This is a genomic window from Actinoplanes sandaracinus (genome assembly GCF_030009775.1).
Lineage (GTDB): Bacteria > Actinomycetota > Actinomycetes > Mycobacteriales > Micromonosporaceae > Actinoplanes > Actinoplanes sandaracinus.
Genome location: NZ_JASCTH010000019.1, coordinates 198,230 through 212,528 on the forward strand (window position 1 = coordinate 198,230; position 14,299 = coordinate 212,528).

17 protein-coding genes and 1 pseudogene are annotated in these 14,299 nt (G+C 70.7%); 8 read left to right on the forward strand and 10 right to left on the reverse strand.

The features are described from left to right. Positions 1-132: 132 nt before the first annotated feature. Positions 133-714: a DUF4240 domain-containing protein gene (locus QLQ12_RS27900; protein WP_282763486.1), complete on the forward strand. Its 582-nt coding sequence runs from the start codon at positions 133-135 to the stop codon at positions 712-714. On the opposite strand, the gene QLQ12_RS27905 is transcribed toward QLQ12_RS27900, so the two are convergent. Continuing rightward, on the reverse strand, positions 682-1,158 hold the full coding sequence (locus QLQ12_RS27905; RefSeq protein WP_282763487.1) for a hypothetical protein: 477 nt from the start codon (positions 1,156-1,158) through the stop codon (positions 682-684). The two genes, QLQ12_RS27900 and QLQ12_RS27905, sit on opposite strands and share 33 nt — an antisense overlap. Positions 1,159-1,283: 125 nt before the next feature. Between QLQ12_RS27905 and QLQ12_RS27910 the strand changes: the two genes are divergently transcribed. Next, positions 1,284-1,574, forward strand: a complete 291-nt coding sequence (locus tag QLQ12_RS27910) for a hypothetical protein (protein ID WP_282763488.1) — start codon at positions 1,284-1,286, stop codon at positions 1,572-1,574. Positions 1,575-1,642: 68 nt separating this feature from the next. Continuing rightward, on the forward strand, positions 1,643-2,029 hold the full coding sequence (locus tag QLQ12_RS27915; protein WP_282763489.1) for a hypothetical protein: 387 nt from the start codon (positions 1,643-1,645) through the stop codon (positions 2,027-2,029). A 33-nt stretch (positions 2,030-2,062) separates the two neighbouring features. On the opposite strand, the gene QLQ12_RS27920 is transcribed toward QLQ12_RS27915, so the two are convergent. The 5 genes from QLQ12_RS27920 to QLQ12_RS27940 form a co-directional block, all read right to left on the reverse strand. Continuing rightward, on the reverse strand, positions 2,063-2,539 hold the full coding sequence (locus QLQ12_RS27920; protein WP_282763491.1) for a chymotrypsin family serine protease: 477 nt from the start codon (positions 2,537-2,539) through the stop codon (positions 2,063-2,065). A 100-nt stretch (positions 2,540-2,639) separates the two neighbouring features. Further along, positions 2,640-4,043, reverse strand: a complete 1,404-nt coding sequence (locus tag QLQ12_RS27925) for a hypothetical protein (RefSeq protein ID WP_282763493.1) — start codon at positions 4,041-4,043, stop codon at positions 2,640-2,642. Next, the gene (locus QLQ12_RS27930; RefSeq protein ID WP_282763494.1) at positions 4,040-4,387 is read right to left on the reverse strand and encodes a PadR family transcriptional regulator; all 348 of its coding nucleotides are present in this window, start codon (positions 4,385-4,387) and stop codon (positions 4,040-4,042) included. Before QLQ12_RS27930 ends, QLQ12_RS27925 begins: the two co-directional genes overlap by 4 nt. A 133-nt stretch (positions 4,388-4,520) precedes the next feature. Next, positions 4,521-5,792, reverse strand: a complete 1,272-nt coding sequence (locus QLQ12_RS27935; protein ID WP_282763495.1) for an MFS transporter — start codon at positions 5,790-5,792, stop codon at positions 4,521-4,523. A gap of 2 nt (positions 5,793-5,794) precedes the next feature. Further along, positions 5,795-6,472 (reverse strand): ArsR/SmtB family transcription factor, encoded by a 678-nt coding sequence (locus tag QLQ12_RS27940; protein ID WP_282763496.1) that lies wholly within the window; start codon positions 6,470-6,472, stop codon positions 5,795-5,797. Between the two features lie 207 nt (positions 6,473-6,679). Between QLQ12_RS27940 and QLQ12_RS27945 the strand changes: the two genes are divergently transcribed. The 4 genes from QLQ12_RS27945 to QLQ12_RS27960 all read left to right on the forward strand — a co-directional run bounded on the left by QLQ12_RS27945 (position 6,680) and on the right by QLQ12_RS27960 (position 10,085). Continuing rightward, complete coding sequence (locus QLQ12_RS27945) at positions 6,680-7,774, forward strand: LLM class flavin-dependent oxidoreductase (RefSeq protein WP_282763497.1); 1,095 nt, start codon at positions 6,680-6,682, stop codon at positions 7,772-7,774. Further along, positions 7,771-8,385 carry an FMN reductase gene (locus QLQ12_RS27950; protein ID WP_282763498.1) on the forward strand — a complete coding sequence of 205 codons (615 nt, stop codon included), beginning with the start codon at positions 7,771-7,773 and terminating at the stop codon, positions 8,383-8,385. The genes QLQ12_RS27945 and QLQ12_RS27950 overlap by 4 nt, the downstream gene beginning before the upstream one ends. A gap of 186 nt (positions 8,386-8,571) precedes the next feature. Then, the gene (locus tag QLQ12_RS27955; RefSeq protein ID WP_282763499.1) at positions 8,572-9,576 is read left to right on the forward strand and encodes an alpha/beta fold hydrolase; all 1,005 of its coding nucleotides are present in this window, start codon (positions 8,572-8,574) and stop codon (positions 9,574-9,576) included. A gap of 113 nt (positions 9,577-9,689) precedes the next feature. Continuing rightward, entirely contained in the window at positions 9,690-10,085 is a 396-nt protein-coding gene (locus QLQ12_RS27960) for a nitroreductase family deazaflavin-dependent oxidoreductase (RefSeq protein WP_282763500.1), read from the forward strand. A 66-nt stretch (positions 10,086-10,151) separates the two neighbouring features. On the opposite strand, the gene QLQ12_RS27965 is transcribed toward QLQ12_RS27960, so the two are convergent. Together QLQ12_RS27965 and QLQ12_RS27970 are read right to left on the reverse strand one after the other, a co-directional pair. After that, the gene (locus QLQ12_RS27965; RefSeq protein WP_282763502.1) at positions 10,152-10,688 is read right to left on the reverse strand and encodes a DUF6529 family protein; all 537 of its coding nucleotides are present in this window, start codon (positions 10,686-10,688) and stop codon (positions 10,152-10,154) included. 1 nt (position 10,689) lies between these two features. Continuing rightward, positions 10,690-12,471 carry a serine/threonine-protein kinase gene (locus QLQ12_RS27970; protein ID WP_282763503.1) on the reverse strand — a complete coding sequence of 594 codons (1,782 nt, stop codon included), beginning with the start codon at positions 12,469-12,471 and terminating at the stop codon, positions 10,690-10,692. Positions 12,472-12,681: 210 nt separating this feature from the next. Here QLQ12_RS27970 and QLQ12_RS27975 point away from each other — a divergent pair, with 210 nt between their 5' ends. Continuing rightward, the gene (locus tag QLQ12_RS27975; RefSeq protein WP_282763504.1) at positions 12,682-13,194 is read left to right on the forward strand and encodes a DUF1990 family protein; all 513 of its coding nucleotides are present in this window, start codon (positions 12,682-12,684) and stop codon (positions 13,192-13,194) included. On the opposite strand, the gene QLQ12_RS27980 is transcribed toward QLQ12_RS27975, so the two are convergent. Both QLQ12_RS27980 and QLQ12_RS27985 read right to left on the reverse strand, forming a co-directional pair. Continuing rightward, positions 13,183-14,145 (reverse strand): serine hydrolase domain-containing protein, encoded by a 963-nt coding sequence (locus QLQ12_RS27980; RefSeq protein WP_282763505.1) that lies wholly within the window; start codon positions 14,143-14,145, stop codon positions 13,183-13,185. The two genes, QLQ12_RS27975 and QLQ12_RS27980, sit on opposite strands and share 12 nt — an antisense overlap. 34 nt (positions 14,146-14,179) lie before the next feature. Beyond that, a pseudogene (locus tag QLQ12_RS27985) lies at positions 14,180-14,299 on the reverse strand (IS30 family transposase); the annotation flags it as partial.

Consider the following 14,299-nt stretch of genomic DNA (forward strand, 5'->3'; position numbering starts at 1 on the left):
CCGACACTTTAGGGGAGCCGCCCCGGGAGGTCGAGGGGCCGTCCGGCGAAACGCGAGCGGGTCCGACGTGATGCCGCCGTCGCGGTTCCACAGAGCGTGTATGCCTGACACCTTGGCTGCTACGGTCCGTTCGTGAACGACGACTCGTTCTGGGCGCTGATCGCGGAATGTCGGCACGAGAGCGGGAACAACACCGAACTCGTCTCGCGCGGCCTGTTCCGCCGTCTACGCGCGCTCGACGCAACCGAGGTCGTCGAGTTCGTCCTGCTTTGGGAACGCGCAAGATCTCGGCTCTTCTCGTGGCCGGTGACCGACGCGGCTTGCGTGCTGCTCGGTCCGGTCGAGGAGGAAGACCTCGGCCATATCCAGGACTGGATCATCTCGTACGGCCACACGGCGGTCGAGCGGATCGCTCGGGAGCCGGACAGCCTCGCGGATCTCGCCGCGGATGCGGGCAACGCTCGCGCGCCATGGTTCGGCGAGTTCCTCACCGAGGCGCATGTCGTCGTCAGCGGCACGTGGCCGCTCGGCTGCGACCCTGACGGGCCGGAGGATCTGGTAGGACAACCCATCGATTTCGGCGACCAAGCTACGGTCCAGAGGCAGTTCCCCAGACTGGCCGCGTCCCGGCGTGAGTACCCCGAACTCGGTCAGCCGGCCAGTGCGCCAGTAACCGAACCCTCACGCGTCATCGGTACTCAGCTCGATCAGTGACCGGGCGAGCCTACGATTGTGTTGCCACGGCTGCGGACCGGCGGCAATCGACCGCAACAGCGGCAGGGCGTTGCGAACATGCCCCTTGATGACCTGCTCCACGTCGACCATCACGCCATCGCGTTCGTAGCTGTCATACCCAGGCAGAACCTCGGTTTCCAGCATCTCTGCCAGGCTGACCAAAGCCTGCGCACGCGCCTCGGCGCGCCAACGCCCCGCCACCGCCAACATCACCGCCGCTGCCGGAGCAGCCACCGGAAACAGCACCGCGGCGTGGCTGTTACCTGCCGCGTCCTGCAACGCGGCTACGGCCCACGCCACCGCGACCTCCGATTGACCCGAGGCGATCGAGTGCAACGCCGCCTTCACCCGGGCCGGGTCCTGTTGCGGTGGTGAAGACTCCCACGCCCAGTCCAGCGAACCGATCACAGCGTCGAGATCCACAACACCTCTGCCCATCCGACCCGAGACGCCAGCCATTACTCCATACCTCACCTGCTTGGCGCGGCGCGAACCCCACTCCCCACTGCCTGGCTCGTCATGGTCGCAGGCCTCCGCAGGAGGCGTGCGTGATCGTCGATGACGATGACCGAAACGGCTGCAAGACCGGCGTTCCCGCAGTGCTGTGGCGTACGCCGACCGAGTACGCATCCGGGTGGGTACTACTGACTGCCGGCTTGTTCTTACTGGCCGCCGCGTGGTGGCCTACCGCCTCCCATCGAATCTTCGCTGATCGGATCATCGATCCACGCACCGGATCTGAACCGTTCTCCACCCCACGCGTTCTCATCGCCGTAACCCGCTGGGGCCTGCCCGTCATGCTGCTCATCACAGCCGCGCTTACAGCTTGGCTGCCCTAGAACGGGGAGTAGTGCAGAGGACTGCGGTCAGCCGTGCGGCGGACTACGGAATCCGACAAGGGGGAGGCATGCATGTGCCATTCAGCCGTCTCGGCTCGGTCGTGCTCACCGTCGGCCTGGCCGGCGGATGCGCGAGCAGCGAGCCGAGGGAGACCGAGCCGCCCGTACCGCTGTCCACGCTGCCCGCGGTGTCCGGGCCGATCCCGGGCGCGGTGGCCCTGCCGTGGCAGCTCGAAGGCAGCGAGCCGCCGGGACGGCAACTGCTCGTCGTCGTGCCCGGCGCCGACTGCCGCACACCCACCGGCGCTGAGGTGACGTCCACGTCGGAGACGGTCACCGTCACGGTCTGGGGCACCGCGCGCAGCCCCTGCCCCAGCGGCGGGCGGCACAACGCCATCGTCGGCGTCGGGCTGCCGGAGCCGCTGAACGGCAGGAGGCTCGTGCACGGCGGGTGAGGGGCCGGGCCTCCGCGGCCCGGCCCCCGCCGGTCAGCAGCAGGGCCGGCCGGTCACCACGTTGACGCCGAACGTCGACGAGAAGTCCTGGATCTGCGTGAAGTTCATGTGCCGGCCGTTGTCATTGCCGCCGCTGATCAGCTCCACACCGACGGCCTCCTCGAACGTGGTGGTGTGCCGCAGGACTGGTCCGCCGCTGTCGCCGTGCTGCACGATCCGGCCCGAGGTGGAGTCGGCGAGCGCCTGGTCGCAGACCCGCACGATCGTCCCGTTGTCGTTCAGGTTCAGGCAGGCGTTGATCGCGCTGATCGTCGCGCTGCAGTTCTTCTTGGTGAACGAACCGTCGGAACAGACACTGTTGCCCACCGCCACCGCCAGCTGGCCGCCGACGGCCCAGGCCGTGCCGTCGACCCTGCCGCCGTAGACGGCGCCGTTCCAGTAGGACCCGCCGTTCATGATGGCCGCGTCCATCCGGTTGTTGCCCCACTGCACCGAGGTCTCGGTGCCCATCATCCCCAGCGCAGGGCCTCAGAGCCGATGTCGACAGGCGGTCGCGCCGCTCGCGTTATCAGCCGGTTGACCAGCGTTGCCGTTGATTTCAGGCAGGAAACTACGTGAAGGTCCAGTAGGGCCGGCCCAGCCTTACCGCTGCCACGCCGGGCAGATGCTCAACCTCGGCCACCAGCGCCGGCAACCTGTTCGGACCGGACACGGCGACCTCCCAGAAGTACGGCATCCGGTTGCCGGATTCACCGGCCAGCCGCCGGCCGTCGCAGTACGCGTACCGGTACTCCGCGCTGGTCGGGTCGTAGTGGAAGGACGAGGCGCCGGCGCCCCACACCCGGTTGATCGCGGCCTCGGCCAGGTTGCGTTGCTCATCGGTCGAGTCCTGATGGACGAAGACACGGGCCAGATTACTGCCGGCGGCGTCCTCGGCGGACGGATTCGGCGGTGGCCCGGACGGCGTACACGACCCGCGCAGCCAGATCGGCACGTTGCTCGCCGCGCCCACCATGACCACCGTCAGGGTCGCCCACACGGCGACCTGCCTGCGGCCCGGCAGGGCCGCCGCAGTGACTGCGGCGAGCGCCGGGAGCAGCACGACAAGGGACCACTCGTCGTGCAGATTCCACAGCATCGCCCAGAACGCCTCGTCCTCGGGCCGTGGCGACGGCGGGTAGTACCCGCTGGCGAGCTGGGCACAGAGCGCCGCCACGACGAGCGTCAGCCCGGTGAGGGCGGCACCGAACCCGGTCCGGAGCATGGCGCCCTCGCTGCGCCGGCTCGCCCAGCCGAAGATCAGCCAGCCGGTGGCCGCGGCGAGCCCTCCGCCCGCCACGGCCACCCAGGGCAGCCACGACGGCGCGGACGCGCGGCTCAGTTCGAAGCTGGTCACTCCGTCGGAGTCGTACCAGGGACGATCCGGCTGGTAGTAGGCGGAATAGGTGAGGAAGAGCCCGCCTCGAGTCGCCGAGAACTCGACCGACTCGCCGTCCGCAGCGCCGTCCTGGATCAGCCAGCCGGCCGCGGCCAGCCGATCACGGGCGCCTCGTGCGTACGTGTGCACGTCCCGGGTCTGCGCGGTGTGCTTCACCCAGTAATCGACGGAGCCGTACTGCGACGTTCCGTCCGCGATGATGTACATGTCGAAGAGCCGCGTGTCGCCGCCGCCCCACACCTGCTGGCCGGGGAAGACGGTGGCAGCGAGCGCTGTCGACTCCGCGCCGGCCGGCAACGACGGCGCGAACTCCCAGCCGACCCGGGTCGCGGCGGCCGCACCGAACAGGCCGCAGACCAGCGTGACCAGAGTGGCCAGCACGACCACCCCGGTGCTCTTCGGGCGGCCCAGCCGGGCGCGCAATCCGTGCCGGGCCAGGTTGCCCACCTCACGGGCGGTCGGCCGGGTACGCTCCGGCGGCGCGCACTCGAGCAGGGTGCCCAGCAGCTCGGCCCGGCGTGGTCCGGGCGGATAGAAGCGCACCCAGCGGGTGTACCGGCGGGCCAGGCTGCTCACGGCGACACCGGACCCAGACCGAAACGACGGCGGGCCGCGAGTTGTGCGGTCGCCGCCTCGGCGCTTCTTTGCCGCCGCTCGGCCTCCGCGTCCAGTGCGGCGGCGCCGTCGCTGGTGAGCCGGTAGTAGCGTCGGGGCCGGCCGTCCACGACTTCCTCCCGGTCCGGCTCGACCAGGCCCTGCGCGGTGAGCCGGTCGAGCGCGGCGTACAGGGTGCCGGCCTGCAAGGTGAGGTGACCGGTGGAGAGCCGGGCAACCTCTCGGATCACCCCGTAGCCGTGCCGGGGTTCTGGGGCCAGCGCGGCGAGGATCCAGAACGTGGGTTCACGCATGGGTGCGGACATGCCGGCCAATATAAAGATGATCTTTCTATGGGGTCAACCCCTCGATCAGCGCCACCCGGTGTCGAGGCCCTGCTATTAGCTGACCCGACCCGAGGGGCGGAGTTACCGGCGAGTGTCGTCATGACTGCGGCGGCTACCGGGCACTGGCGTCGGCTTCATGAGGCAGTGAGGGTGTGCTGTTCTGCGCCGCGGGGTGAGCCCGCGGCAGAAGGGCGAATACCAGCAGGCCGGCGAGGCAGCAGCCGACGCCTTGGACCGCGATGACGGGGACGATGCCGAGGCGCTGGCCGAGGGTGCCTGCGGCTGCCGTGGCTGCGAGCATCGCGGCGGAGTCGAGGGTGACGAGTGCTCCAAAAACGCGGCCGCGGTGGCTGTCGTCGGTGGCGGTTTGGAAGATCGTCATCAGGCCGGCCATGGTGAGGGCGCCAGGCAGCCCGACGACGGCCATGAGGATCACCGCGGGCCACGGGGAGCGGGTGACCAGCGGGTAAAGGAACAGCGCCAGGTCGAGCAGGCCGAAGACGACGGCGCCGTAGCCGAGCAGGTGCCGGGGCGCGAAGCGGTGGCCGTAGATCGTCGTGAGGAGGCCTCCGATGATGCCGCCGATGGCCTGCGCGGACATGATCGTGCCGTAGGTTTGTGCGCTGCCGTGCAGTACATCGTGCACGAAGGGCGCCATCAGGGTGCTCATCGCGGCTTCGCCGATGCCGGTGATCAGGGTGAACACCATGATGGTTTTCAATGTCCGGCTGGAAACCGCGATGCGCAGGCCGTCGGCCCACTCCTGAATCAGGCGGGGTGGTCGAGCCGGTGCCGGTGAGGAGCCGCCGTGTCGCCGCATCAACGCGAGCAGCGCGGCGGCGACCGCGTAGGTGGCCACGTCGACGACGGTGAGCAGCGCTATGCCGCCCACTCCCACGACGACGCCGCCGAGCGCCGCGCCGGTCAGCCGTGCGACGTCGCGTGCTTGCCCGTTGAGTGAATTGGCGGTCACCAGGTCGTGTTCGGCGACCATTGCGGGGACGAGGGCCGCCTCGGCGGTGGAGAAGAGCAGCGCGAGACAGCTCTGGCCGGCCAGGACCGTATAGACGATCCAGGCCTGGCCGGGTCCGTGGACGGCGATCAGCGGTAGCAAGAACAGGCCCAGCAGCAGGTTCGTGACGATGACGGTGCGCCGTCGGTCCCAGCGGTCGGCGTACACACCGGCCATGGAGCCCAACACCATCCGGGGGACCAGGGCGGCCAGCACGGCGGCCGCCGACGCCATCGTGGATCCGGTGAGGGCATAGATCTGATACGCCAGGCCGGTGCGCAGGATCCAATCGCCGGTCGACGAGACGAAATTCGCGGACACCAGTAGCCGATAGTCTCGGTTCCCCGCCAGGAACGCCCATAGCCTGCGCATTGTCAGCCCTCCGATGCGGTGGGCCGAACCGGCACGGCCACGAGGGTGATGTCGACCGGGATGGCATCGGCCGGGCGGCTCTGCGCGTCGCCGAGAGGACGGCGGCGGGCCAGCGGCGTGATCAGCTCATCCCACGCCCGGGACAGTGCGGCCATCTCCTCGACCGTGAGGTAGACCAGGTTCTGGGAGACCCCGGTGTGCTCCGACCAGCGCGGATCGTCGGCGGTGCGCCGCTGCTGCCAGTCGGCGAGCTGAGCGGCGCTGCGTTCGACCAGGAACCGCTCGATCAGATCGACCTGTTCCCACGCTTCGGTGGAGTCGCCCGGATCCCACTGTTGCGAGGTGGCCGTCACCCGCCAGGGACGTTCCCGATTGTCGCCCGCCTCGGCTGGCTCGACGTATCCGTACTTCGCAAGCTGGCGAAGGTGATGCGAGGCGAGGGCCTGACTCACGCCGAGCTGACGCGCCGCCTCAGCCGCCGTGATGGCCCCCTCCCGGCCCACCAGCGCATGCAGCTTGAGACGCAGCGGGTGAGCCAGGGCCCGCAAGACCATGGGATCACCCACCATCCGGTGACCAGATTCCAAAGACATGCTTGGAGTCTTGGATGCGCGCCTTTCGATGTCAAGCAATTGCTTGGAAAGCTTCACCCCTCCCCCGGACCGGCCCTTGAGGAACATCGGAGCGAAATTGGCGCTACGGGTGATCTTGGAGCGGCACGCCCAGGCGGGAGGGTGAGGAGCGACTACTCGAGCCGGTCGAGGGCTTCAGCTGTGACCCCCGCCGCAGCGGCAGTTCTTTGAATCTGAAATAGTTGCGGAGTCAAGGGAGTTGTACGGGACAGTCCGGGACGTAAGAACCCCGGCCGAGCAGTCCAGGAGCGGGTCATGCAGTTCGGAATCTTCAGCGTCAGCGACATCACGACGGACCCGACCACCGGCCGGACCCCGACCGAGGCCCAGCGCATCAAGGACATCGTCACCATCGCGAAGCACGCGGAGGAGGTGGGCCTCGACGTCTTCGCGCTCGGCGAGCACCACAACGAGCCGTTCTTCTCGTCCTCGCCGACGACCACGCTCGCCTACATCGCCGCGCAGACGTCGACGCTGCAGCTCAGCACCGCCACCACGCTGATCACCACCAACGACCCGGTGAAGATCGCCGAGGACTTCGCGATGCTGCAGCACCTCGCCGACGGCCGCGTCGACCTGATGCTCGGCCGCGGCAACACCGGCCCGGTCTACCCGTGGTTCGGCAAGGACATCCGCGCCGGCATCCCCCTCGCGCTGGAGAACTACGCGCTGCTGCACAAGCTGTGGCGCGAGCACGTCGTCGACTGGCAGGGCAAGTTCCGCACCCCGCTGCAGAGCTTCACCTCCACGCCGCGGCCGCTCGACGAGATCCCGCCGTTCGTCTGGCACGGCTCCATCCGCAGCCCGGAGATCGCGGAACAGGCCGCCTACTACGGCGACGGGTTCTTCGCCAACCACATCTTCTGGCCGGCGTCGCACACCCAGCGCATGGTCCAGCTCTACCGCCAGCGGTTCGAGCACTACGGCCACGGATCCGCCGACCAGGCCGTCGTCGGCCTCGGCGGTCAGGTGTTCATGCGCAAGAACAGCCAGGACGCCGTGAAGGAGTTCCGGCCGTACTTCGACAACGCCCCCGTCTACGGCCACGGCCCGTCCCTGGAGGACTTCACCCGTGAGACGCCGCTGACCGTCGGCAGCCCGCAGCAGGTCATCGACCGCACGCTGGGCTTCCGTGACTACGTCGGCGACTACCAGCGCCAGCTGTTCCTGCTCGACCACGCCGGCCTGCCGACCAAGACGGTGCTGGAGCAGCTCGACCTGCTCGGCGAAGAGGTCGTCCCGGTGCTCCGCAAGGAGTTCGCCGCCCTCAAGCCGGCCCACGTGCCGGACGCGCCCACGCACGCCGCCCTGCTGGCGAAGAAGAACGCCAAGGAAGAGGTTCAGGCATGAAACAGCGCAAGCTCGTCGTCATCAGCGCGGGCCTGAGCCAGCCGTCGTCGACCCGCCTGCTCGCCGACCAGCTGTCGGCGACGGCGGTGCGGGCCGCCGCCCAGCTCGGCGTGCACCTCGATGTCCAGGTCATCGAGCTGCGCGACCTGGCCCACGAGATCACCGACAACATGCTGACCGGTTTCGCCAGGACCGAGCTGCGGTACGCCCAGGAGGCGGTCACCGCAGCCGACGCCCTGATCACCGTGACCCCGGTGTTCTCCGCCAGCTACAGCGGCCTCTACAAGTCGTTCTTCGACGTCCTCGACAAGGACGCTCTGGCCGACAAGCCGGTCCTGCTCGCGGCGACCGCCGGAACGGCCCGCCACTCGCTGGTCCTGGAACACGCGCTGCGGCCGCTCTTCTCCTACCTGCGGGCGGCGATCATCCCGACGTCGGTCTTCGCGGCCAGCGACGACTGGGGCGCCGACTCGGTCGAGGGCCCGCTGCGCGGCCGCATCGAGCGCGCCGCGGCCGAGCTGGCCCGCGAGGTCGAACGCCGCGAACCCGCGGTGGTCACCGACCCGTTCGCCCTCAGCGCCGATTTCGAGGACATGCTCAAGAACCTCTGAGGGAGCGCACCGCGCCTGGCGGCGTAAAGTCGAGGCCCGCCCGGCGCGGCCCCGCACCTGCCTGACCTCAGATGGATACAAATATGCCCCGCTGCCGCAGCGGCGAGGGGCACAGCCGGCCCGGCGACCGGGCGGCCCCGGCGTCACGGGCCGCTGCCGTGCCCACGGCTACGCGATACTGGGCGGGTGGACAGTCAGCCCGAGGTGCGATTCGCCCGTACCGCGGACGGCGTGACGATCGGCTACCAGGTCTTCGGGCAGGGACCGCCGCTGGTGTGGATGCCGTCGCTGAGCAACATCGTCGCCCAGTGGCGGATCCCGGCCCTGCGAGCCGCCTACCTGGGCCTGTCCCAGCGGATGACGGTGGTGCTCTACGACAGCCGGGGCACCGGCACCTCGGACCGGCGGATCGACCTCGACGACCTCGGCGTCGACGCCCACCTGCGCGACCTCCACGCCGTGCTGGACACCGCCGGGCTGACACAGGCGTCCCTGCTCGGGTTCTACCACTCGGTGACGACGGCGATCGCGTTCGCCGCCCGAGCGCCCGAACGGGTCGAGCGCCTGGTCCTGTTCGGTGGGACGCCACGCCTGCGCGAGGCGATGCTGCCGGCCCAGACGCAGGCGCTGCTCTCGCTGATCGACCAGGACTGGGGCCTGTTCGCGGACGCCGCCGCGACCGCCTGGCTCGGCTGGGACTCGGCAGCGTCGGGCCGGTGGACCGCGGAGGCGTTCCGGACCGCCACCACCGCACCGGTCGCCAAGGCCTGGTTCGAGGCGGCGGGCCGGATCGACGTCACCGGCGAAGTCGCCGCGGTCCGGGCGCCGGCGCTGATCCTGCACCGCCAGGGTGAGCAGCGGATCCCGGTCGAGGCGTCCCGCAGGCTGGCCCAGGCGCTGCCGGACGCCCGGCTCGTGGAACTGCCGGGCTCGACACCGACGCTGTTCATCGAGAACCTCGTCGCCGACTTCGTGACCGGCGGGCGGGTGGGCCGACCGGTCTCGGGCGCGGGCAGCCTCACGCCGCGCGAGCACGAGGTGCTGCGGCGGCTCGCGGCCGGCGACTCGAACACCGAGATCGCCCGGCGGTTGGGGATCGCGGTGCACACCGTCGAACGGCACCTGTCGGCGATCTACCGCAAGCTCGGCGCCCGGGGGCGCAGCGACGCCGTCCGCCTGACGCTGGGCTGACCCCGCTGCCGCGGCCGGGATCGTCACGGCGGGGCCGGATGACGGAAAACCGTCACGGCGCCTGACGGAGGGCCAGGACGCGCGGGGGCCGTCCACGGGCGGACGATCGGGGCATGACTTCCGTGGCTCCCGCCAACACGTCCTGGAAATTCGCCCGCGCCACCGCGCCCGTCGCCGCGGCGCTGGCGGGGCGACGCTGGTTCCCGCTGTGGGCGGTGGTCCATCACCGTGGCCGCAAGAGCGGCCGGGACCTCACCGTGCCCGTCGCCATCGTCACCACCCCGGAGGGCTACATCATCAACCTGCCTTTCGGCGCCGGCACCAACTGGGTCCGCAACGTGCTCGCCGCGGGTGGCTGCACCCTCCGGTGGAAGGGCGCCGACCTCCGGGCGACCGACCCGCGGATCATCGACGCGGCGTCGGCCCGCCCTTACTACACCCGCACGACCTGGGCCGTCGCCCAGCGCCTCTTCCCCGCCGACGCCTGGCTCTTGCTCCACCGCGGCTGAACGACACTCCACCGCGGTTCCGCCGCGGCGGCGGGAGCGCTCGCACCTCGTACCGTCGCCGGATCTTCACCAGCGTGTGCCGATAGTGGTGAAGAACCAGAGAGCGGACGTCAGCCACACCCCCGCCGCGGCCGTGAGCAGCAGGCCGCCGGCCACCGGGACGCCCCAGCCGCGACCGTCGCCCGGCCGGCTGAGCAGCAGCATCTTGGTCACGAACACGCCGTAGAGCAGGCACCCGAGCAGTGAGTGCGCCAGCACCCGCGGGGTGTCGCCGCGCAGCCCGAAGACGTAGAGGCAGTGGACCGCGACGGGCACCGACAGCAGCAGGGCGGTTCGGCCGCTCCAGCGGTGCAGCGCCGGGATCCACGACGCCGACGGCATCACCCCGTAGATCGCCAGTGCGGTGAACAACTGGACGCCCAGGAGGACGGCGACACCGGTGGCCAGCCAGACCTTCAGCAGTTGCACCCTGAGGAAGAAGTCCACGTCGGAGGCGCCGATCGGATCGTGGAGGCGGCCGTAGACGCCGAGGACGACGGCGACCCCCACTCCGGCGGCCAGGGGCAGCCAGGCACGCGGCCGGAGCAGGGTCGCGGCCTCCACGTCAGAACCCCTCCCCGGTGTCGACGTCGATGGTGGTCGCGCCGGTGACGGTGGCGCCGTCGACGGTGGTGGTGCGGTTGGCGACGTCGAGGACCGGGGCGGGGCCGACCTGTTCGCCTTCGCCGCGGATGAGGACACCGACCTGACGGCCGTCGGGCAGGACGATCCAGGAGCCGGCCACCTTGGCGCCGCCGACCTGACCGGCCAGGCGGTAGAGGCCGGACGGTTTGCGGACCACGCCGATCTCGAAGCGGTGCGCCCGGCCCTCGACGGTGATCTCACCGGCCGCGCGGTTGGCGTCGAACAAACCGGTGATCTTGCTGTCCTTCTTTCCGGTGAGGTTGAGCAGGCCGTTCTGGGCGGTGCCCTTCAGCCACGCCTCGAGGCGGTCGCCGTCGCAGATGTACGCGATGGCCTGCCCGTCCCGGATCGAGATGGCCAGGGTCCCGGCGTCGTCGTCGACCTTGCCGGCCATCGTGACCCGCAGTCTCTCCGCGTCGGGCGTGTTCAGCGGCGGCACGGCGACCTCGCTGGTCGGCGGCAGGGTCTGCGCCGGGCCGGGCGAGGCGGCCGACGAGGCGGACGGCCCGGCCTCCACCGGAGACACCGCGGGCGGGACGCTGACCTGGGTGACCAGACTGCTGGTGCGCGCGCCGGCGTCGGCGCTCAGGTTGAGGCCGGTCATCACGGCGGCGACCAGGGCCGCGGCGCCGAGGGTGACGAGCGGGCCGCGCCGCCAGCGGGACGGACCGCGGCTCGGCGGCGGTGGCGCCGGCACGACAGGCTGGTAGGGGCCGGTCTCGGGAAGGCGCCCCGCCCACTGCCCGATCGTGTCGCGAGGCCCCACGAACGCGGCACGCGGCGGCTGCGGGGGCGCGGGCGGTGGGAACGAGGGCTGCGGCAGTCGCGGCGGCGGGAACCCCAGCGACAGGGTGGTCGGCTCGAACTCGTCGGACGGCGTCCGGCCGGCGGTGGGCGGCCCGGAGACCGGCGGCACCGGCGGCGAGCTGAACGGCCGCCCGCCGACCTGGCCGGCGGCGAACTGTCGCAGGTAGGAGGCCACTCGGCGGGCCGGTGGACGTCGTCGCGGATCGGCGGCGAGACAGTCCCGGGCGACCGGGCCGAGCGGACCGGGCAGGGCCGACGGGTCTCCGGTGGGCCGGCCGGTGGTCAACTCCAGCAGCAGGACCCCGAGCGACCACACGTCCGCCGCGGGGGTCGGCGGCCCACCCTGGAAGATCTCCGGCGCCGTGTATCCGGGGGTGCCGCCGGCCGCCCCGTGGTCGGCGTCGTTCAGCAGCACCGCCACCCCGAAGTCGGTGATCCGGATCTCCGGCGGCGTCGAGCCACGCCGGACCAGCAGGTTCTCCGGCTTCAGATCGAGGTGGACGACCCCGCGCTCGTGCGCGACGGCCAGGGCGGTAGCGGTCTGCGCGGCGACGGCGACGACCTCGGGCGGGGTGAGCCGGCCGCCCCGGAACGACAGGTAACGGCGCAGATTAGGCCCGTCCACGAACTCCATCACCAGGGCGAGGGTGCCGCCCTCGACGATCAGGTCACGCAGGCCGACGATGGCCGGGTGGTCGAGGGCACGCAGCGCCGCCTCCTCACGGAGGAACAGCTCGCGGACCCGGCGGTCACCGGCCAATTCGGGGCGCAGCAGTTTGGCCGCCAGCGGAGGGCCGCCGTGCCGGCTGGTCGCGCGCCGCACGACCGCCATCGCACCGCGGCCGATCTCCTCGTGCAGCAGGTACTCCCTGCCGAGCGGTTCGTGACCGGCCATCCCCGTACCCCTTGCCGATAGATCAGCTGTGCGCCACCGACTGTCATAACCACTTCGATCTTGATCTGGTTCACCGTGTCGCTCGCGAATTGCTGACCGTTTGCCATTGTTCTCGCGGTACGCCCGTCATCGCAATCTCCGCACCCATATCAAGATGGCGATCATCAATGGACAGTGCTCGCGGACCTGCGGTCGCCTAGCCTGAACTCGATGTTGCTGAACACTCCTTTCACCTACGCCGAGGTCGGCGCGACCCGGGCCGCGCCCCTGCCGTCCGGGTACCGCCACGTGCTGCGGGACGTGGAGATCGGCGCCGGCCGGGAGACATTCGACCGGGCCGCCGCCGCGCTGATGTCCTGGCGGATGCACCGGGGCGCCGGCCTGTCCGTCGACGCTCCGGCCCCGGCCGCGCCCGGTGTCCCGGCCGTGATCCGGATCGGGGCCGGACCGTTCCGGCTCTCCGCGCCGTGCCGGGTCGTCTACCGGATCGACCAGCCCGACCGGCAGGGGTTCGCCTACGGCACGTTGCGCGGGCATCCGGAGTCCGGCGAGGAGGCGTTCGTCCTGCACCTGACCGGCGCCGGGCGGGTACGGTTCCGGATCACCGCGTTCTCCCGCCCGGCGACGGCGCTGGCCCGGATCGGCGGGCCGCTCACCGTCCTGGGCCAGGAGATCGCGACCCAGCTCTACCTCCGCTCGATGCGCCGGCTGTCACGCCCGTGAGCGCAGCCCTTTCAGCAGCTCCAGCGCCACGTTGTCGACCGGCCGCGACGTGTCGCTGAGCACCACCACACCGACCCGCTTCTCCGGGTCGAACCCGGCGAACGAGTAACACCCGGCGGTCTGCCCGTTGTGGAAGATCTGCAGGTGGCCGCCCTGGCTGGCGTGCAGGCGCTGGGCCATCCAGCCGAGCCGGACCGACATGATCGGGTTGACCCGGTGCTCGGCGCCGAGCGCGACCGCGACGGCCGGGGTGAGCACCGAGTCCTCCAGGTGGGCGCGCACGAACGCGACCACGTCGGTGACGGTCGAGCGGAGGCCACCGGCACCGGCCAGGTCGGCGAGGTTCCACGGCCCGGCGGGGGTGGTGCCGTTGCCCTTGTGGCCCTGCACGACGGGGCCGCCGATGCCCGTGCCGGTCAGGCCCAGCGGGTGGAGGATCTCCCGGGCCACCAGCTCGCCGTAGCCGAGGCCGGTGTGGCGCGCCAGCGCCAGGCCCAGCAGGCCGGCGCCGAAGTTCGAGTACCGGAAGCGTTTGCCCGGCTCGCCCGGCCGGACCCGGGACAGGTTCTCGATCAGGAAGTCCGTGGTGCAGTCCACATACGGATCCTTCATGCCGCGGCGGAGCAGGACCCGCAGCATCAGCCCCTTCGGCAGGCGCGGCAGTCCCGACGTGTGCTGGGCCAGATGGCGCAGCGTGATCCCGGCCGGCGCGGGCAGGAAGTCGCTCAGCGGCTGGTCCAGGCCGACCGAACCGGCCTCGACGAGACGGGCCAGGGTGAGAGCGGTGAAGACCTTGGTCACCGAGCCGATCTCGAGGCGGGAACTCGCGGTCAGGCCCCCACTGCCGCGGATCTCGGTGGTGTCGCCGGCCAGCGCGGCGACGACCACACCGTGGCGGCGCGGTTCCAGCTTCTGGACGGCCTGGCGGGTCAGCTCGTCGAGGTCACTCATGGCCTCCATTCTGATTGCGGGCCACAACCCGTATTCAACCGGTCGTCGCAACAACGCTGCTTTGTACTGACAGTAGCTGCTCGTTCATGGCCTCGGCGGGGGTTTGCCAGCCGAGTGTCTTACGTGGTCGGTTGTTGAGTGTTGCGGCGACAGC